This window comes from Lachnospira hominis (ex Hitch et al. 2025) (assembly GCF_040096395.1).
Classification (GTDB): domain Bacteria; phylum Bacillota; class Clostridia; order Lachnospirales; family Lachnospiraceae; genus Lachnospira; species Lachnospira hominis.
In genome coordinates, this window is sequence record NZ_JBBMES010000017.1 from 32,552 (window position 1) to 53,814 (window position 21,263).

The window sequence follows — 21,263 nt, forward strand, 5'->3', positions numbered from 1 at the left end:
TTTGATATGGATTTCAGATGGCTGAATTATACTCCAAAATGTAAAAAATAAGTAAAGCATTTAAGGTGATTTTCACCTGTATGGAGGAAACATATGAGTATTTTTAATGCAATAGCATTGATTGGCGGTCTGGCACTTTTCCTGTATGGAATGAATCTGCTTGGTGAGGGACTTTCTAAGACATCGGGAGGAAAGCTCGAGTCAATTCTTGAAAAGCTTACTTCAAATCCGATTAAGGGTGTGCTTCTCGGAGCCGGAGTTACTGCCGTTATCCAGTCATCATCTGCAACAACAGTTATGGTTGTTGGTTTTGTTAATTCCGGAATAATGAAGCTGCATCAGGCAGTCGGAATTATTATGGGTGCCAATATTGGTACAACAGCTACATCATGGCTGTTAAGTCTTACAGGAATACAAGGGGACAGTTTTTTTATAAACATGTTGAAACCAATGTCATTTTCTCCGATTCTTGCAATTATCGGTGTTATTATGATTATGTTCTGTAAAAAAGAAAAAAAGCATGACATCGGAAAAATACTTGTAGGTTTTGCAATTCTTATGTATGGAATGGAAGCAATGAGTTCGGCTGTAAAACCGCTCGCAGATGTGCCGGAATTTACACATATACTTACCATGTTTTCAAATCCAGTGCTTGGTATGCTTGCGGGACTTGTACTTACAGCAATAATCCAGAGCTCATCGGCTTCTGTCGGTATTCTTCAGGCTTTGTGTGCAACAGGAAGCGTTACATTTGCAACAGCACTTCCTATTATTATGGGTCAGAATATCGGTACATGTGTCACAGCGATGATTTCAGCTATCGGAGCTAAGAAAAATGCAAAGAGGGCAGCACTTGTTCATCTTTATTTCAATATAATTGGTACACTTGTTTTTATGTGTCTGTTTTATCTTATTAATGCATTTATACATTTTGAATTTTTGTCACAGGGAGCTACACCTGTAGGAATTGCAACGATTCACAGTGTATTTAATATATTTGCAACAATAATTCTTTTACCGTTTGGCAAGGGACTTGAGAAACTTGCATGTCTTTCGGTCAGGGATGATAAGGAAAGAGAAGAAACAATTGATGCCAACATGGATTTTGACCTTCTTGATGAGCGTTTTCTTGATAAGACAAGCCTTGCGATGGAACATTGCAGAATGGTAACTAATAATATGGCTGATTTGTCAAGAGAAGCATTGTTTAAATCACTAGATTTGTTTTCAGATTTTAGTGAAGAAAAAGCCGGTGATGTCTGTGATATAGAAGAACGTGTTGATAAATATGAAGATGTACTTGGGACATATCTTATGAAATTAAGCAGCCGTGATTTGACAGAGCAGGATTCAGAGACGCTTAACATGCTTCTGCATTGCATAGGAAATTTTGAGAGAATATCAGATCATGCATGCAATCTTGTAAATGCAGCAAGGGAAATGTTTGATAAAAACATGCATTTTTCAGAAAAAGCGGCACTTGAACTAAGAATTTTTACAGAGGCAGTAAGAGATATTGTAAATATAGCTTTTGATGCTTTTAAGGCAGAAGATATCAATGAAGCGACAAAAGTTGAGCCGCTTGAAGAAGTTATAGATGATTTGAATATGGAATTAAAAGCACGTCACATACGAAGGCTCAGAGAAGGCAAATGTACAATTGAACTTGGTTTTGTACATTCGGACATAATTACTAATTATGAAAGAATAGCAGACCATTGCTCTAATATCGGTGTATGCATAATTGAGATAAAGCAGGAAGGTTTTGAGACACATGAGTATCTTGGAATCATGAAACGTGAAGATAATGAGCAATTCAGAAAACAGTATGCTTTATATAAGGAAAAATATAAGTTACCTGAGACAAGAAAATTTACTGAAAATGATATGCAGCCTGCAGCAGTCAAAGCTTGATGATTAATTGGCAGGTATGCGGAATGGAGGAGTTATGGCACTCATATATGTAGTTGAAGATGATAAGAATATTAGCGAAATAGAAAGCTTTGCATTGAAGAATGCAGGACATCAGATTGTAGAGTGTGCAAGTGGAAAGGAATTTCATAAGCAAGTGATTGAGCGTATACCTGACCTTATTCTTCTTGATATTATGCTCCCTGATGAGGATGGGCTTCAGATTCTTACAAAAATGCGTGCCACACCGGAGACAAGAAGAGTTCCAGTAATACTTGTCACAGCCAAAACTACAGAGATAGATAAAGTAAAAGGGCTTGATATGGGAGCTGACGATTATCTTACAAAACCATTTGGTGTAATGGAGCTTATATCAAGAGTCAAGGCACTTCTCCGCCGTGTGGGTGGAATGGAAGAAGAAAAGTTTATAAGAATAGGCCTGCTTTTTATAGATGATGAAAAGCATGTTGCATATGTGGATGATAAGCCGGTAGAGCTTACCTTTAAGGAGTATGAACTTCTTAGGTATCTTGCAATAAATCAGGGAATTGTTCTTTCAAGAGATAATCTTATGGAAAAAGTTTGGAGTTTAGATTATGAGGGTGAGTCGCGTACTTTGGATGTCCATATTAAGACACTCAGACAAAAGCTGGGCGTTGTAGGGTGTTATATTAAAACAGTAAGAAATGTAGGATATTACCTTGATGTAGATGACAGAGGCTGATTATGGGTTTAAAAAAAAGAATTAATATTCAATATATGCTTCTTACACTGCTCGCAATAATTGCAACTGTAGCAATATCAAGTGTTGTGTTTTATGAACTTATAAAAAAGGAAGTCGTCGGAGATTTAAAGACATATACTGATTTGATGGTTGATTCTGATGCATGGAAGATAGTGACTGACCCCGATAACAACAGTATGGAATCGGCATTACAAAATAATAATTCACATCTTCGTATAACGTTTGTGGATGCATCAGGAAAAGCTTTATATGATACAAATGCAGATGTCGGTTATATGGAAAATCACAGGAAGCGTCCAGAGATTGCGAAAGCATTTGAAGATGGCAGTGGTGAGGCAATAAGAAAATCAGAGACAATGGGGAAAAGTGCTTTTTATTATGCGGTAAGGCTTGATAATGGCTGTGTTTTGCGTGTTTCAAAGGAAGTGAGCAGTCTTACGAGTGTTATAGCAAAGGCGGTTCCTGTTATGCTTGTTCTCTGTGTGAATTTGTTTATTTTGTGTGTGATTTTATCAAATTTCCTTACTAAGAGCATAGTAGGACCGATAGAGAGACTTGCGGGAAATCTTGATGCCTCGGATTCTATAAAAGTTTATAAGGAGCTTGTTCCTTTTGTGACTACAATCAGAAAACAACATGAAGACATTATGCGAAATGCCAATATGAGACAGGAATTTACTGCAAATGTATCACATGAGTTAAAGACTCCGCTGACTTCAATTTCGGGATATTCTGAGCTTATAGAGAGTGGTATGGCAAGCGATGGTGATGTTGTCCGTTTTGCAGCAGAAATACATAAAAGCTCTAACAGGCTTCTCACACTTATCAATGATATAATAAGATTATCAGAACTTGATGTTACGGTAAGAGAGGATATATTTGAGAATGTTAATCTGTATGAAATTGCAGAAAGCTGTGTTGATATGCTTCAGATGAGTGCGGATAAACATAATGTGACTCTTTCAATTAAAGGAAGCAACCGGACAGTTAAGGCAAACAGACAGATGATGGACGAACTTATATATAATCTTTGCGATAATGCTATAAGATATAATAATCCAGGTGGAAAAGTTGAAGTTACGGTTGATGAAGATAATGGTAAAACATTTGTTGAAGTTAAGGATAACGGAATAGGAATTCCGAAAGAACATCAGGAACGCATATTTGAACGTTTCTACAGAGTTGATAAGAGCCGTTCAAAATCAACAGGCGGAACAGGTCTTGGCCTTGCTATTGTAAAGCATATTGTTGCAAAACATCCTAATGCTGAACTGAAACTTGAGAGTGAAGTCGGTAAGGGTACAACTATAAGAGTTGTATTTAATTAATAATTGTATAAATATGTATAATATTATCCAAAATTGTATTAAATGTGAAAAAACCCTTGAATTAAGCGGATTTATGGTGTAGTATGTCAGATATAGCGAGTATATAAAATATACTAACTGTAAAATAATTATATGCTAATGCAGATTATTGCTATATATGCAGGTTTCTGCTGAGGGGAAAAGAGGTTTTATTTTGAAAAATTGGCTGGCACAGGCAGTAAGTAAGCTGGCACTTACAGGAAAGAAATTTACGGGATTTTGTAAAATTATGGCGGTCACACATGCGAAGGCATGTATAATAGCGGGCTGCGTCGTTACTGTTGGAACTACAGGAACAGTTGCAACGGCGGTTTACGTTAATCACGCAAATAATAACAGACAGATTGTTGTTGCAGAGACAGTTCCTACAGAGACTGAACCTGCTACATTAAAGGCGGTTGTTACAGAAACAACAACTGAGCACACTGAGGAAGTAACGGAAGAGCAAACAGAAGAGCATACAGAAGAGGAAGTTGCACCTCAGGATATGAACGAAGAACAGATTACAGATATGATTGAATCAGGCGATATTGAGATTATTCCAATTGAAGAATTGGAAATAGTTGATGATAATTCGACTGAACCAGAGCGTAATGAAGACGAAGTTATAGAAGATCCGCCTGCTCCAGAAGCACCAAAGTCTGATCAGATATATGAAGTCGGACAGCTTGTTCATGGTATAGATGTATCAAGATGGCAGGGTGATATTGACTGGACAAGGGTTGCCAATTCAGGAATTACATTTGCCATGATAAAGTGCGGCGGCGGTGACGACGGACTTTATGAAGATAGAAAATTCCAGCAGAATATCCAGGGTGCTCTGGCTAATGGAATTCAGGTCGGCATATATTTTTATTCAGGAGCAAGAGACGTTGAGACTGCATACAGGGAGGCAAGTTTCTGTGTAAATCTTATAAGAGGATATCAGATTACATATCCGGTTGCATTTGACTGGGAATTAGCATATGGCGATGGCAGCTATGATACTATTACAAAAGTATGTGAGACATTCTGTGATGTAATAGCAGCTTCAGGTTATAAACCAATGGTATATTCTAATAAATACCGCTGGTATGATGCATTTAATGGTGCACAGATTTCTAATAAGTATAAAGTATGGATGGCTGCATACCTTGGCGATTATTACTATACATCAAGACGCTGGCAGTATGGCGATGTGCTTCCGAACTTTGACTATCACTTTGATATGTGGCAGTACGGCGTAACTAATACTGTAGACGGCATTGATGGTTATGTAGATATGAATATCGCATTTTTCGGATATGCAAATTATCAGGTAAACGGGCTTCAGAAACCTAAGATAGAAGTTCCGTCAGATAATGTGACTGTTACAGAATCGGAAGGTGCTTTTGACATATGGAACGGTGTTAAGGCAACGAACTCTATAGGTTATGATGAAGATTTGGATTATGTAATAAAAAATGCCAATGGTGATGAAGTTTCTATTGAAGACGCTAATGTGACACCTGGCGTGTATACAATAGAGTATAGTTTCATTGATCCGAAAGAAGGTTATACAAGCAGGAAGGTTACTCTTACTGTATTAAAGAAAGAGGAAGAGACTGAAAAGCCGACAGAAAAACCGACAGAGGGCGAGACCGGAACAGGTGAGAATCCCACAACAAAAGCATCGGAGGAATCATCATCCGGAACGACGGCAGGAGCTGAAAACAGGGAACGAAAGAATTCTGTGGAATAAGTAGGGATAAAAAGTTATGAAACAGAAACTTATGTATATTTAATACAATAGATGAATTATATTAGTGAAATTTACATAAACTAAAATAGGTATATTTTTCTTGGTGAATTTATTTGAAAAGAATATACTATACCTAGTGATTGCACTATGGAAACTTGAGAAGCCCATAGTCAGAAAGGCTCCTGCGGGAGCCTTTTGTTATTTGTGGTGAAGGCGGTGAGAAAACTGAAGAAAAAGCAATTAAAGGACTGATGTTCAATGGATGAAAGTGTCTATTGAACATCAGTCCTTTAAATTATTGTAGAGTTAGTTAATCAAAGTAAAAAATATCATCAAAAGTTACATCTAATATTTCTTTAAGAGTACGTATTTCATCCGGATATAAATGGCGTTGTCCAACTTCAATTTTTGCAAGTGCACTTCGAGTTATATCACATCCATTAATTTGCAGTTGTGCAGCGAGTTGTTCCTGTGTTAGTTTTTTCTTTTTTCTTATTTGACGTATGTTTTTTCCAAAATTTTGTTCATATTTTTCATCCATAAAATTCCTCACACTAAGCCTTTCATAATTTGCTGACAATAAAATGGTAAATTTATAAAAATACTCATCAAATTAGCAATTGACTTTATTATGCGTAAGTAGTAAGATGAATTTGCACCTATATAGGTGCAAAAAGTATTTTAAGTAAAATATAAGATAGGAGGAAAATTATGTCTAAGAGAATATTTAAAAAGAAAATATTAGCATTATTTTTATCACTTGTTCTTATTGTTGGATTATGTAATAGTCTGGGGATTTCATTTGTTAAAGCAAATTCAGATGATTCAAAACCAGATGTTACTCTTTCCGTTAAAACTGATAAGGCAGAGTTAAGACCGGGAGAAGAGGTTAAGGTAACTGTTTCAATTGATAGTTTTAAGTCAAGTATTGAAGGAGACACAAATCCTCTCATTTCCGAGTATCAGGTGGCAGTTCCTATTGATACAGATATATTTGAGTTTGTGTCAAAAGAGGGAGGACTGGTAAATAATGTAGGAATTAATTATTACGCATTAGAAAAAAAGGTAAAATCAGCAGTATCTTATGATCCAGATGATGAAGATGTTGTTAAGAGAATATATAAACAATCAGGGAATAATGCAACATCAGATATATATAGTTTTACTTTGAAGGTAAAGGATGATGTAAAGGAGAACAGTACGGTATCTTTTGATGTAGATGATAGCAGGCTTATATTGAAAAATTTTAAGCTTCCTAAGGGAGACAAATACGCATATACTGTTAATTCTACACCAGCAACTGTTAATGTAATAGCAAAAGAAGTATCAGAAATTGAAGTGTTAGAAAAGCCTGTAAAAACAACTTATTTTACAGGTAGTAGTGCATTAAATGTAACAGGAGGAAAAATAAAGGTTCATTATACAAATGGAACAACAGAACAGTTAGATTTAACATCAGATATGTGTAGTGATGTTGATTTATCCACACCTGGCAAGAAAACAGTTACAGTAAATTATGATGGAAAAACATCTGTATTTGAAATTGAAGTTGTAGATAAACAGATGATTGATTTTGAATTAAGTGGTGTTGATAATAAGAAAATTATAGAAGGAACCGACTTAGATATTACAGATATGTCAGCTGATGTTATATATGATGATGGTACGTCTGAAAATATAAAATTAACAAAAGATATGATTACTTATAATAAAGATAAAGTCGGAATTGCAACAGTTCAGGTTAAGATTGGAAATATAACAAAAACATTTGATATTACTGTAGAGCAAAAATCATTGGAAAGCATTAGTATAAATGCAGAACCAGATGTTGTTAATTATGTTGTAGGTAATAGAACACTTGATGTTACAGGAGCAAAAATAACAGCAATGTATAATAACAATACGAGTGAATTAATCAATGTAACGTCGGATATGTGCAGCAAAGTTGATTTTACAACAGTTGGAAAAAAGATTGTAACTGTAACTTATGGAAATATGACAACTTCATTTACGATTAATGTGGTTGAAAAGTTACCACAGTCAGTTAAGCTTAATGGAGTTGACGAAGTAAATGTTCTTGAGGGAAATGAAATCAACACAGAAAAAATGTCTGCAGATATTACATATAACGACGGAAGTGTTAAGAATATTGCGGTAACACAGGATATGCTTATATATAACACAGATAAAGTTGGTAAAATAGATGTTATAGTTAAAGTAGAAGGTCTGACAGCTAAGTTTAATGTTAATGTAATTGCAAAAAAAGCAATCTCTTTCACGCTTAATGGTGCAGAAGGAAAAAGTGTAACCGAGGGAATGAAGCTTGACATATCAGATATAACAGCAGATGTTGTATATAACAATGGAACCAAAGGTATTGTCAAAGTTATAGATGATATGGTTACAGCTGATACAAGCAAAGTAGGAGATGCAGTTGCGACAGTTGTTATTGACGGAGTTAAGCAGACATTTACTTATGAGGTCAAGGCAAAGATACTTGTTGATATAGATATTGTAGATATGCCTCAGACTATATATCTTGAAGGTCAAAAGTTTGTTCCTGACGGTTTAAAAGTAGAAGCTGTATATAATAATGGAACGAGAGAAAATATAACAGAATTTGTAAAGATTTCCGGTGATGATTTAAGCAAGGCCGGAATACAGAAGATTGTGATTACATATACAGGAAATAAAGTTTTAAAGGAAACATCTTTAGAGGTTAATGTAAAGACATGGGATGCGGTTAATTCGTATAAGAGTTCATTAAAAGTTCTTTTGGATAAGCAAATTACAAAGAGTGATGCCGATTCAATAAAAGCTTTAAGAAATTTGTATGAAGAATTATCTGATGTTGAAAAGGCACAGGTAGATATTGTATCTCTTGAGAATCTTGAAAATACAATTAATAGACTCATAAATGAGGATAATAATATTGGCAATGACTCTGATACGGATAATACAATATTTGATAATGAAGATGGAAATTCTTCTGTTGAAACAGGTGATACATCATTACTTATGGTAATAATAGCAATGCTTGTGGTTTCAGCGGGAATATTTTCTGTGACAGTTTCAAAAAGAAAAAAGATACGTAGTAATAATGAATCAATATAAAAAAATAATAATAATTATATGCTTTGTGAATATATTAATACTCGGATTTACAGATAAAATCAATGCGAAGGAAAATTATACCGAATCAGAGCAGATAGTTAATATAAACATAACAACGGATGCGGAATCATATTCGGATAATGAAAAGGTGAGTATAACGGTTTCTTTAGATAATTATAATGATCAATTTACAGGTGATATAACGACTATGATTATTGAACTTGTTTATGATTCGGATGTTGTAAAACCTGAGATAGAAACTGTAAAAAAAATTGCAAAGAAAACCGGAAGTATGGGATTTTCTCATATAGATGTAAATAAAAATGGCAATGTAAAATATCAGTATGTGGATGTTGAAGAACATTTAAAGAAAGGTAGTACAGATTTATTTTCATTGGTATTTGATGTTAAAGAAAGTATAGATACATTGGAAAGAATTAAAGATGTAATAAAGACAGGTAAAATTGTTATTCAGGATGGCTCTGTTACACCTTCTGTAAGATATATTTCTAATGTTGAATATTTTACGGATTTATCTGCCGGAGTGATAGCCAGTGATGATGCTGTAGGCTTGAGAGAATATAATTCTGATGGTGATTTGTTATCAGATGATGAACAAATCACCATACAGCAGAATGCTTTAAATGAAAAAGAAACATATGAATCAGACAGCATAAGCAGTATTGAAGATATTACAGAGAGTGTTAGTGATAATAAAAGCGAAAATCAGGAAAAAGTTAATTTATTGGCAGATAAAAACAGTAAAAATAAAATCGTGTCAATTACAACTTTTGTAATAGCTGTAATGGTGGCAGTTGTTATAGCTGTGGTGTGTGTGCTGATTTACAAGAGAAAAGGATGGTGAAAAAGCATATAAATGTATAATGAAGAAAAATAGAGATATTCCATTTTATAAGAATGTTGAAGCATTTTTGATAATGATATTTATGCTTGTTCTGCCATGGATTACAAAATTAAAAGTAATAAAATTAGATGATGTATCATCTAAATACTTTCAAAATACCGAGGGATATATAGTAGATGTGTTTTTATATTGTAAGTCGATAATAGTAATTACTATGGCAGTATTAATTATTGTTATGATTGTCGGAGAAAATATTTTTCCGGATAATGTATTAAAAAATACACCTGTACGATATAAGGGTAACATTAAGTTTTTAATATGTGTGCTTGTGTACATAGTTATGACAATAATATCAGCAGCTTTTTCAAAATATACGGCTGTGGTAAAAAGTGGAAGTCCATCGGGATTTGAAAGTGCATATGTACTTATATCATATATGGTGATATTTGTCGGAGGCATGAATTATTTTTGTTACGAAAGTGTCTGTAAGTGTTTAAAGAACATGATTTGTATCCTTATGAGTATAACAATTATATTGAATTGCGTAGAATTTTTTTATAAACCTTTATTAGAAATACCGTTTGTAAAAATATTTATATCATCTAAAGAATATAGGTATATTGCGGACACATTACAGGTAACACAATTTACAGATATGACGTCATTAACATTTTATAATCCCAATTATTATGGTGGATTTTGTCTGTTATTATTGCCATTTTCACTCGTATTTTTTCTTAGAGCAAAAGGAATGTTGCATAATGTAATCTATGGAATATTATCATCAGGAATGATTTTTTCAATATTATGTGCCAGATCGTCGGCATCATTTTATTTAATGATAATGGAAATTATAGTGATTGCAACAACATATTTTATTAAAGTGGTAAAGTCGAAAAGTACATTGTGGAAATGGTGCAAAATTCTGGTCGTACCTATAAGTACAGCGATTATTTTGTTGATTGTTAATATCTTTACCCATGGAAAAATATATGATGTCAGCAAAAATATTATAAAAAATACATCGTATTCCGTGGATGATAACAAGGGTATATTTTTATTATCAGATATTAAAATTGAAGAAAATAAATTAAATCTTATATCTGATAATCACACACTTATAATAGAGATAAAAGATAATAATCTTTCTTTTTATGATGAAAACGGACAAGTGATTCAGGCAATTGAAAATGATGGAAACATACATCTGAATGCAGAAACTTTTGATATGATAAGTGTTAGTGTGAATTCATATAAGCAGCTTGTTGTAGATGCCGGATATAAGGATGCTTTCATATTTTATATTTCAGATGGTAGATTCTACGGCGTTGGTCAGGATGGTTCTATGATAGATAATGTATCAATAACGAACAGGAAAGGACAACAATTTTATAGTTTATTTACAGGTCGTGGATATATGTGGGTTAATACAATCCCTTTATTAAAGAATACTTTTATATGCGGACATGGTGCGGGAACATTTTCATTTTATTTTCCACAAAATGATTATGTAGGGCTTGCTAATACACATGGAAGCAGTCGGTTTGTTATTGATAAACCACATAATATGTATCTTCAGACTGCTGTGGAAGAAGGTTGCATAGCATTGGCAGCTGTAATTATATTAATAATTTTAGCGTCTATTAATTGTATTAAAAGTGTTTCCTTGATTAATGCATCGTTGCTGCATGATAACAATTATCTGGGAGAAATAGCGGCAGCTAGTATAGTATCAATAATTGCATTTGTTATATATTCATTATTTAATGATAGTATGGTTACGGTAAACCCAATATTTTGGCTGTTATTAGGAATTAATATTTCAAGCGTATATGGAATAAATTTACAAGGAGGAACAATATGCTAAATAAGCGATTTATAAAAAAGACAGTAGCAATGGTTCAGGAACTATTGATGTTCTTGACATAGAGGCTATTCAAAAATCAATCCTTGGAATAGGAGAGGAACTTTCGGGAGCATATAAAGAAGCTGCTTTGCTGAGTGATGCAGATGAAGTGTCAGTGTTTGATATAGAGGCTGTTCAGAAAAATATTCTTGGAATAGAAATGATTAATCAGCATTGAGTAGTATAAATATCCCCCGGTTGTGGAGCAGCTGGGGGATTATTAGGAATAGGAGGAAAATAAAATGGTAAAAAGAACTTTGAGAAAAACCATATCGGCAATACTGGCAGCGGCAATTGCCATAGGTACAATTGGTATTAACAGTATAGTAAGAACCGAGAAAATTAATGCAGAGCAAATTACTGATGAGCAGGTTTTAAGCACAGATGATACTAATAAGTATATTAAGGATAATTATGCTCAGATTATAAGCAATAAAAAGTATGATGAAGCTAATATATGGGGAAAAGGTGTAGTGTTATTAAGTGATGCACAATCATCTAGAGGCAGCGGAACAAATTGCCGTTATTGTTATAGTGTAAATGAAGATACAGTTATAACATATATGGATGAAAAAGGTAACAAAAAAGATATAAAAAATAAGAATGAAGATGGAACAGTAAAAGCAGATAATATTTATTTCGGATATTTATCAGGTTCTTTTTATAATTATGCTTTAGTTGGGAAAGATGGAAAAATCGGAGCAATAGATTATAATGGAGCAGAAGTAAGTTTTTTGCAAAAGAATTGGTACGATGATATTCAGGTATATAATATTAATGAAGAAGCATACTATGGATTGTATACAAAACAGGCAGATGAAACATATAAATATGAAGTGGTAAAAGAGGATGGAACTCTTGTATTTTCTGATGAAAATGTTACAGAGGTTAGTTTGATAGGAAAAAGCTATCAATTATTGTATAGAGGAATGATAATAAGTCATAGCGATGACAGTGTATCTGTATATGATATGACCGGTAAGAAAATGTATCAGGGTAAAACAGGTTTTGATCCAGATTTTAAAACAAAATCCGATTATAAATATATTATATTGGATTATAGTAATTTTTTTGTATATATTAATTTTGACACAGGCAAAGTGTGTGTAGAAAACGGCAGATATAAAAGATATAAATATATATGCAGTATGAGGGAAGATAAAGCTGTATTTTATAATGAGAACATGGACGAACAGTTTTTTATTGATGGTAATTGGAAGTATTTCTCTATGTATGGGGATAACATAGAGATTACAGATAGCAATGGAAAGTCAATAATAAGAGATTCAAGTGGACATTGCTGGCCACAGCAAAGTATGAAATTTGTGCAATATGATAGAGATTATAATGGTGCTGTATTTGAAGATGATAATGGAGATGTCTGGTATTATTATAATAATGGTAATATAAAAAAAGATATGAAGCAAATAAGAGATTTATGTAATGAGACGGTAAAAAATATAAAAGGGGTAGCCCCAAATTACTATTATGAAACAATATATAATGCAGGAATTTTATATAAATATAATAGTAGTGGCGAAGATTGTTATTTATTTGTTTCAAAAGAGAGTAACTTTACTGATGTCAAGGTATTAAGAGGAAATTTGGGATATGATGATAAGGGAATCTGCTCATATGATGTTGTAGATAAAAATATTGATATTAACGGAGCAAGTAAAACATTTTATTACAGAATAAACAAAATGTATGATTTTTCATCTGAAAAAATTGTTGAAAAAATGCCCGACATGGAATGGTATAGTGATAGTAAAAATTATTCAAGTTACTACTATACGGAAGACGGCAAAAAATATAATGTAAATAATAATGGTTCATATAAAGAAATAATATATACAACACAGACAACAGTTAAGTACATAGGTGATACAGGATATTATACTGATAAAATTGATAATAGATGTGGGTTGTATGACCCTGAAGGTAATGAGGTAGATATAAATCTAGATGAATTATATAATGATGAAAATAATAAAAATATAGATGTTGCTTTAACAAATACATCTAATGAATATCCATATTTTATAATCCATTATTACAGATATAACGAAGATAAATCCACCACATTTTATTACAATTTGTATTCATATGATGGAAAATTGATGTTAAATAATTATAAACACTGTATAAAAACAGGCGACTTATATATTGTTATATGTGAAGATGGTACAGTTCTGAGACTTAATAATTTGGCTAAGAAAACTTTATCAGATGTTATAAAAGACGAAGAAATTAAGATTGATAAAACATATAATTCGGATGTTCAATTGGTATTAGGATTATCAGAGAATCTTTCAGCTAAAGATGTTAGTGATAAATTTGACGATGTAAAAATATGCGATAAGGATGGAAATGAATTAACAAATAGTGATAAAGTAGGTACCGGTTGTGAGATTCAATTAATAAAAAGCGGCAGTGTTATGGATAAAGCTGTGGTGGTAATTAAAGGAGATACAGATGGAAATGGATTGATAGATGTGTTAGATATGGAATTAATACAAAAATCTATTCTAGGAATTGATATATTAACAGGAGTATATGAAAAGGCAGCACTTCTATCAGAAGGGAATAATGATATATCTGTTTTAGATCTTGAGGCAGTTCAAAAAGATATATTGGGATTATCGAAAATTAATAAATAAGTGTGATGAAATTTGTGTTCTGACAAATTAATATCATTCGTGTTGAAAAAATGTCATTTCGTGCAAATGGCATTTTTTTTATGCTGTTTAATGTATAATATTGTTAAGATATATTATCTTCTCGTGATACTTTTATTGTGCGTTTGATATTAATAATATTTATATACAAAGGAGGGACTTATATGAGATTAATTAAAAAAATCAAAAAAGGAACGGCAGTTATACTGTCAACTGCATTAATGGCGGGACTTGTTCCGTTTATGCCACATAGTGTGAGCAAGGTGCAGGCGGCAGCAGGAAGCAAGGAGCCGAGCGTAACGGCGTATGCGACAAAGGAACAGTTGATGGATAAGACATTTACACCGAATTATAAAGGAATATCGGATATTGTCGGTAAACTGGCATTTGGTAATGACGAAGACGGAAATATACAGGAATGGTATATTCTTGGAAAGGATGGGGGTGTAAATAATGTAAAGGATAATACAATTATTTTTGCAGCCGATTCCATAAAAAAAGAACAGATATTTGAGGACATATCTTCAGGTTCGACAACAAAAACATATAAGGAGGAGTACGGAAATTATGGAAATAATGCTCCGCAAGAAGTATATGCAAGTCACTATGGTGCAAGTGAGTTAAGGAAAGTTCTTCAGGATATGGTAAGAGATGACAATGATACATACTTTTCCGATGCAGAGAAGGCTATAATGAATGAGGTAGAAGTAACAATAGAGGGTTTAAACAATAAAAGCTATACTATATCGGATAAGTTATATGCTCCAGGTTGTAATTTATATGATTCTAGTCAGAAAGAACTGCTGATAGCAGTATATACTAATACAAAGAAAATAGCAAGCAGCATTTATTGGGCTGTCGGAGAACGTTTTTGGATACGTACACCTAGAGGTGCAACTATAGGACTTACTGCGAATCCCGATGAAATAAAGAATTCGTATCGAATAGAAGGTCATGATGTGGACGAAAAATTCGGAGTACGTCCTCTTGCCAATCTGAATCTGGCAACGGTTCTTTTTGCGTCTTCAGCCACGGCAGCTACTTCTGATTCTGCGGTGTATGGCACAATCGCAGAGGGTACAGCGATGAGACTGCGGGTTAACGGAAAGAATAAGGATATAGGGTCTGTGTACTATAACTTCGAGAACGGATATATTAGAGCAACAAAGGGAAGCATTTCTGATACGGTGTCACTTGTGATACAAGGAAACGATGGAACGAATGACTGGTATTACAGTAAAAAAATAGACAAAACGGATACGGTTAAAGTTTCAGATATTCAGAGTGCATTAAATATTTCTGATGATATTGATTGGAGAAATTGTCAGATATGGCTTGAGACAACAGATGGGGACAGAATAACTTATGCTGTACCGGCAGAAATCAGTACGGTTTTTGCAACAAAAGACCAATTGATGGATTCGGTTTTACATTATGACGGAACACCTGATGGTATCGGAAAGCTGGAATTAGGTAAAAATGAAGACGGTGCATATTCTTGGTACATATTGGGAAAAGATAACAATATAGATGGTGATAATACAGTTATTTTTACCGTGAGTCCTTTGGCAACGGGAATCAAGTTTAATCCTGATAATAATGATGTAACATTTCAGGAAGGTATGGGAACATATACATACTATGATTATGTTCCTACGACAGTAAGTTCTGATCATTACGGCGCATGTGAACTCAGACAAAATTTGTTGAGTATAGCTGACAGCAGCAGATTTACCGCGACAGAGAAAACCCTGATGCAGGCTACAACGCTTAATATGTGGGATACATTGAATTCCGATTCATATACTGTTTCCGATAAATTATATGTACCCGGGGGCGGTTATGGTGATTTAGATATAAAGATAGGAACTTTTGACAAAATAATATTGCCAATGAGGACATTTTGGAATAACAGTCAAGACAGTGCATTTTGGCTGCGTACGGCAGGTACAGATCGTGCACTTATAGCTGTTTGCGGTGATAAAGTCGGCTCAAGGTACTTTGAAAGTGCCGAGAATGTTTGTGCAGTACGTGCGGCTTCCAATCTGAATCTTTCATCGGTTCTTTTTGCGTCATCAGCAACAGCATTTTACTCTCAGACCGATGAGGCAAAGGGGACTGTTTACGATGGAACAGCTATGACATTGCGACTTGACGGAGGTAATAAAGATATTGGTTTTGCAGCTTATGATGCCGGAGAAGGAAAGATTATTGCTAAAAAAGGAAAATGCTCAGGTCGTGTGGTTCTTATGGTTCAGGGAAATGACGGAGGAAGTAACTGGTTTTATTGCAGCCCAGAGTTGGATTCAGCAGAGTATGTATGTACATCTTCATATATTAAAGAGGCATTGAATTTATCTGAAGATATTGACCTGTCAAAATGCCACATCTGGCTGGAAACAAAAGAAGATGATATGGCATATGCCGTAAATGCATTAAGTGGTAAAGTTATAGACAGGATTGATGCGACAATCAATGCTCCAAAAGGAGAAGAAAAGTTTGATACAGATATAAAATGTAATACAGAGGGAATTGCAGATGCAGCAATCACATGGACGGATATACAGGGAAACGCTGTAAGTTCAACGGTGGACTACTATCCGGCTAAGTATAAGGCACATTTAACATTTTCACCTGCCGAAGGTTATGTATTGGCACCGTATACAAAGATATTTATAAACGGAAGAGAATTTGTGGATGGAAAGGTTGTTGATAAAAACGGAATTATTAGTGCAACAGGAGGCTTTGAATCAGATAAACGTAAGATTACAACCATAAAAAAACCTGTAGTTCCTGCTGATAATACATTTACGCAATATTATACAGAGGACAGTATTTTAGATAGTAATGATGAACTTGGAAACACGGCAGGTCTTTCATTTGACGGAAGCATGGAACCTGTTACGGGTGAAATTGATGTTACATGGACTTTAGAGGGAGATTATAATGATAGTCCTTCGGCAGAAAATACTTTCAGATGGAGCTTTGATGTTAGCAAATTAGAAGATTATGAAATAGCTGTAGGATGTGAGACAACAGGTATAGCGGTAATTAAAAATAAAGCGGCTACACCTGTCAGTATTACGGGAACAGATACAGGACTTGAGTATGATGAGTCGGATATTGATGTGTCACAATACTTTACAATCGACAGTAATGCAGGTACAGCGGTCTATTCTTTGGTTTCAAAAGAGACTGACGGTTCGGTTACCGGTGAGGGTACACTTGACGGAAGTATTTTAAATATTAAAAATACAGGAATTTTTAAAGTAAAAGTTATAACAGCGGCAAACGGAAATTATGCGGCTGGTGAAGCTGTAATTACGCTTACTGTGGAAAACGGCACGATATTGTATAACGCTACGGATTACAGCGGCACATATGACGGCAAACCGCATAGTATAAGCGTTGATGTTATGAGTCCGTCTTCGACAAATGTAACTTACAGTACGGACGGAAAAACTTACAGCACAAATAATCCTGTATTTACCGATGCGGGTGAATATACCGTCTGCTATAAGATTGAAAAGTCAAACTATGGCACGGTTACAGGTGAAAAGAAAGTAGTTATTGCGAAAAAAGATCTTGAAGTTAAAGTTGATGACCAGAAGATAGTATGGGGAAATGATATTGATAACACAAAATATAATGTAAGCGGTTTGACAGAAGGCGACGGTATTTCGGAGATTACACTTAAAGCAAGTACAACGGCACTTACAGATAACGGAACAATCAGCGTAAGCAGTATAGCAATTACAAACGGTTCAAAGGATGTGACATCAAATTATGACATTGCTTTGTCTGACGGAAAGCTTGTAATTGAACATAATACATCTCTTGCTCCGACAAGGCTTGATGCCCACAAGAAAAAAACTGCTTATGAAGCAGGAGAAATTTTGAATGTTGATGATATTACGGTAACTGCATATTATGAAGACGGTTATAGTGAGCAGATTACAGGATATACAACAAATGCAGATGAATTGGATATGAATACGGTAGGTGAAAAGATTCTTGCGGTATCATATACAAAAAACGGTGATACAAAGACATGTAGATTTAAAATTATCGTTACTCATACACATGGATTCGATAATGCAGTATGGCACAGTGATAGCATAAATCACTGGAAAGAATGTACAAAATCTTATTGTGACAAGAGTGACGGTTATAAAATCCAGGAGATATCCCATACATGTGAATATACTTATACATGGTCGGATGATTATAAGACATGTACTGCAGTAAGAAAATGCAGTATATGTGAGTATACTGATTCAGAGACAGCCGCTTCTGATATTGTGGTAGTACAAAACAGAGATTGTACAAATCCTGAAATTATAGAATATGTTGCTAGATTTAAGAATTCTTTATATAACGATTTTGAGACACAAATAAAAGGAAATTTTGAGGCAGCACCAGCAACAGGACACAATATGTCAGAATGGACATCAAACAGAGACAATACACACAGCAGGATTTGTACGAATTCAGGCTGCACGTATAAGGAAACAGAAAAATGTTCCGGTGGAACAGCTACATATTTCAAAAAGGCAATATGTGATGACTGTAAAGCGGAACACGGAGATTTTAAGGCAGATACGATTAAGCCGACAGGTGAGATTAAGTTAAGTGATAATACATGGAATACACTTCTTAACAAAATAACTTTCGGACGTTTCTTTAGTGCGACACAGAAAGTAACAATTGCAGGAACAGATGACAGTTATAGCAGTGATGGTTTTAATTTATCTGAAGATGCGGTTAAGATTTCATATCTGCTTGCAAGTGGAGACGAAGCGAAGGCTTATACAACAGATGAACTTGATAAGAGATTCACAGCGGGAGAATTTAAGAATTACAAAGCATCATTTAATGTTAATCCCGATAACAAGTATGTTGTTTTTGCAAGAATTGAAGACCACGCAGGAAATGCAACATATATTTCATCAGATGGTGTGGTAATTGATTCAACTACACCTGTTATAGATGGTGTTGCAGAAGGTGAAATCTACTGTGAAAAGGTAGAATTTACTATATCAGATGACAATTTTGACAAGGTGACTGATATAATTGGTGATGATGTGCAAACGCTGACATCAATTAATGGCAGATATATTTTAGCAGATGGAATGCATAAGGTAATCGCTTATGATAAAGCAGGTAACAGCACAGAGGTTAATTTTGTTGTAAACGCAAATCATACCGTAAGTGAATGGATGACAGATAAAGAGGCAACAATTGAAGAGAAAGGAAGCAGACACAAAGAATGTAAGGTTTGCGGAACAATTCTTGAAAAAGCTGATATTGAAAAACTTGTGCCGTTGGAATATAAGATTATTGCCGGTGCAGACAGTTCATGGTCACAGAATACTGATATGAATCTTGTGATAAAAGGAAATGGTGATTTTGCCAAGTTCATAAGAATTAAAGTGGATGGTGTGAGCGTTGATGCCACGAATTATACAGTTGCAGAGGGCTCAACAATAATCACATTAAAGCCGGATTATATTAAGACATTGTCTGTAGGAAGCCATGTATTTGAAATTATATGGAAAGATGGTATAGCATCTACAAGTTTTACAATTGTCAATAATGAAGTTGCAGATACAAATAATAATCAGGGTACAGATATTATACAGACGGGAGATACAGCAAAGCCGGTTCTTTGGTCAATGCTTTTCATGGTATCGTTTGCTGGATTTGCAGTAATGTCTGGAAGAAGAAAAAAGAAGAACTGTAAATAATAATAATAATTAATTGTAAATCAAGGCTCCGCTGGCACTTATGTGTTGGCGGAGCCTGTTTATTAACCTTGTAATCCGGCAGTCTGACGAATCATATCCTCTACGACAATATCATAAATTTCACCGACAGTGTTGCAATATTCAAGGATTTTCCATGGTTCATTTGTATGAAAATGAATCTTTACTAAATCTTCATCTCCGGCAGCGATAAGGCTGTTGCCTTCAAAATGTTCTGTTATGTAATCGGAAATTTCATCTTCATCCAAATCTTTGTCTCTTTTGTCAATTAAAAGCTGGGTGTCATAACGATATGCGAACTGATCGTCCTCCGCATCTATACTGTGAATTTCTGACATAAAAAATCCGCCTTTCTTTGTATATGTATTCTTAATCTACGCTATTATGACATAAATTTTGCATATATTCAAGAAATTTAATTCTCAGTATCATTAAGGGCAGAATTATATTCTTCTTCCGAATAACATTCCAGTATCTTATCCTTTGGGACATTAAGTTTAATCATGTTTTTTATTGCTTTGGTATTTGCTATTTGTGTTCCTTGGCTAATACCTCGCTCGACTCCATCATTAAATCCATCGTCATAGCTGATATTTTTCTCATTTTTAATATGTTGTTCCTCATTATATTCTGTCAGAATCATGTCACGCACCTCCGCTGTATGCACTGATAATACTTCTTTTAGAATATTATGGCTTATGGCATGGTTAATTGCAAGTGTAACGGCTGTGTTAATATCATTTTCCTGAGATATATAGTTACGGATTAGCCCGATAAATACTGCATAATCGTGGAGCAGCCTGCATTTTTCTATCAATTCAGCATTATTACTAATATTTATGTTAATCATATGAGCGGTGATTTCCATTGCCGGTGGAAAAATAAATTGGGACATTTTATCTTCCGTAGTGTCGCAGACTTTAGAAAACGCATCCGACAGCCTCAGCGTGCATCTTTCCGGCATCTCCTGACGACCGTTATAAAATATTATGTAGCGTGGTATTGGAATCTGTGCCCGTTTTGATGAGTAGATGTCGATATTATTTTCAGCCACATACTTTTTATAAAGAGTTGAAAAATAAAACAATCCACGGAGCGGCATGTTTGGATTAAATGTGCTCTGATGCTCAAAAAGTGACATCTCACTTCCAAGAATAAAAGATATGTCATTCTTATAAGACATATAGACAAT

At 34.3% G+C, this 21,263-nt stretch carries 12 protein-coding genes; 9 read left to right on the forward strand and 3 right to left on the reverse strand.

The annotated features are described in order from the left end of the window. Positions 1 to 93 precede the first annotated feature (93 nt). The 4 genes from WMO38_RS12475 to WMO38_RS12490 all read left to right on the forward strand — a co-directional run bounded on the left by WMO38_RS12475 (position 94) and on the right by WMO38_RS12490 (position 5,743). On the forward strand, positions 94 to 1,914 hold the full coding sequence (locus WMO38_RS12475; protein WP_349162915.1) for a Na/Pi cotransporter family protein: 1,821 nt from the start codon (positions 94 to 96) through the stop codon (positions 1,912 to 1,914). Between the two features lie 34 nt (positions 1,915 to 1,948). Continuing rightward, positions 1,949 to 2,635, forward strand: coding sequence for a response regulator transcription factor (locus tag WMO38_RS12480; protein ID WP_021865250.1), 687 nt, complete (start codon positions 1,949 to 1,951; stop codon positions 2,633 to 2,635). A 2-nt stretch (positions 2,636 to 2,637) separates the two neighbouring features. Then, on the forward strand, positions 2,638 to 3,984 hold the full coding sequence (locus WMO38_RS12485; RefSeq protein WP_349162916.1) for a sensor histidine kinase: 1,347 nt from the start codon (positions 2,638 to 2,640) through the stop codon (positions 3,982 to 3,984). Between the two features lie 193 nt (positions 3,985 to 4,177). Beyond that, positions 4,178 to 5,743, forward strand: a complete 1,566-nt coding sequence (locus WMO38_RS12490) for a glycoside hydrolase family 25 protein (protein WP_349162917.1) — start codon at positions 4,178 to 4,180, stop codon at positions 5,741 to 5,743. A gap of 310 nt (positions 5,744 to 6,053) precedes the next feature. Here the strand turns inward: WMO38_RS12490 and WMO38_RS12495 are convergent, their stop codons facing one another. Next, complete coding sequence (locus WMO38_RS12495) at positions 6,054 to 6,284, reverse strand: helix-turn-helix domain-containing protein (RefSeq protein ID WP_349162918.1); 231 nt, start codon at positions 6,282 to 6,284, stop codon at positions 6,054 to 6,056. Between the two features lie 170 nt (positions 6,285 to 6,454). On the opposite strand from WMO38_RS12495, the gene WMO38_RS12500 reads away from it, so the two are divergent. The 5 genes from WMO38_RS12500 to WMO38_RS12520 all read left to right on the forward strand — a co-directional run bounded on the left by WMO38_RS12500 (position 6,455) and on the right by WMO38_RS12520 (position 20,053). Then, positions 6,455 to 8,857, forward strand: coding sequence for a bacterial Ig-like domain-containing protein (locus tag WMO38_RS12500; protein ID WP_349162919.1), 2,403 nt, complete (start codon positions 6,455 to 6,457; stop codon positions 8,855 to 8,857). Continuing rightward, positions 8,844 to 9,722 carry a hypothetical protein gene (locus WMO38_RS12505; RefSeq protein ID WP_349162920.1) on the forward strand — a complete coding sequence of 293 codons (879 nt, stop codon included), beginning with the start codon at positions 8,844 to 8,846 and terminating at the stop codon, positions 9,720 to 9,722. Before WMO38_RS12500 ends, WMO38_RS12505 begins: the two co-directional genes overlap by 14 nt. A gap of 19 nt (positions 9,723 to 9,741) precedes the next feature. Then, positions 9,742 to 11,589 (forward strand): O-antigen ligase family protein, encoded by a 1,848-nt coding sequence (locus tag WMO38_RS12510; RefSeq protein WP_349162921.1) that lies wholly within the window; start codon positions 9,742 to 9,744, stop codon positions 11,587 to 11,589. Positions 11,590 to 11,870: 281 nt separating this feature from the next. Continuing rightward, positions 11,871 to 14,288: a hypothetical protein gene (locus tag WMO38_RS12515; RefSeq protein ID WP_349162922.1), complete on the forward strand. Its 2,418-nt coding sequence runs from the start codon at positions 11,871 to 11,873 to the stop codon at positions 14,286 to 14,288. A gap of 182 nt (positions 14,289 to 14,470) precedes the next feature. Continuing rightward, positions 14,471 to 20,053: an MBG domain-containing protein gene (locus WMO38_RS12520; RefSeq protein WP_349162923.1), complete on the forward strand. Its 5,583-nt coding sequence runs from the start codon at positions 14,471 to 14,473 to the stop codon at positions 20,051 to 20,053. A gap of 62 nt (positions 20,054 to 20,115) precedes the next feature. Here the strand turns inward: WMO38_RS12520 and WMO38_RS12525 are convergent, their stop codons facing one another. Together WMO38_RS12525 and WMO38_RS12530 are read right to left on the reverse strand one after the other, a co-directional pair. Continuing rightward, positions 20,116 to 20,409 (reverse strand): fatty acid kinase subunit FakA-related protein, encoded by a 294-nt coding sequence (locus WMO38_RS12525; RefSeq protein WP_021865254.1) that lies wholly within the window; start codon positions 20,407 to 20,409, stop codon positions 20,116 to 20,118. A 77-nt stretch (positions 20,410 to 20,486) separates the two neighbouring features. Then, the coding region (locus WMO38_RS12530; RefSeq protein ID WP_349162924.1) for a hypothetical protein at positions 20,487 to 21,263 on the reverse strand (777 nt) is incomplete at its 5' end.

What these genes read in the sequence shown, in the direction of transcription:
- WMO38_RS12525 (WP_021865254.1), bottom strand. Translation starts at nt 20,409, where the DNA reads ATGTCAGAAATTCACAGTATAGATGCGGAGGACGATCAGTTCGCATAT.
- WMO38_RS12475 (WP_349162915.1), top strand. Translation starts at nt 94, where the DNA reads ATGAGTATTTTTAATGCAATAGCATTGATTGGCGGTCTGGCACTTTTC.
- WMO38_RS12520 (WP_349162923.1), top strand. Translation starts at nt 14,471, where the DNA reads ATGAGATTAATTAAAAAAATCAAAAAAGGAACGGCAGTTATACTGTCA.
- WMO38_RS12485 (WP_349162916.1), top strand. Translation starts at nt 2,638, where the DNA reads ATGGGTTTAAAAAAAAGAATTAATATTCAATATATGCTTCTTACACTG.
- WMO38_RS12495 (WP_349162918.1), bottom strand. Translation starts at nt 6,284, where the DNA reads ATGGATGAAAAATATGAACAAAATTTTGGAAAAAACATACGTCAAATA.
- WMO38_RS12500 (WP_349162919.1), top strand. Translation starts at nt 6,455, where the DNA reads ATGTCTAAGAGAATATTTAAAAAGAAAATATTAGCATTATTTTTATCA.
- WMO38_RS12480 (WP_021865250.1), top strand. Translation starts at nt 1,949, where the DNA reads ATGGCACTCATATATGTAGTTGAAGATGATAAGAATATTAGCGAAATA.
- WMO38_RS12515 (WP_349162922.1), top strand. Translation starts at nt 11,871, where the DNA reads ATGGTAAAAAGAACTTTGAGAAAAACCATATCGGCAATACTGGCAGCG.
- WMO38_RS12505 (WP_349162920.1), top strand. Translation starts at nt 8,844, where the DNA reads ATGAATCAATATAAAAAAATAATAATAATTATATGCTTTGTGAATATA.
- WMO38_RS12510 (WP_349162921.1), top strand. Translation starts at nt 9,742, where the DNA reads ATGAAGAAAAATAGAGATATTCCATTTTATAAGAATGTTGAAGCATTT.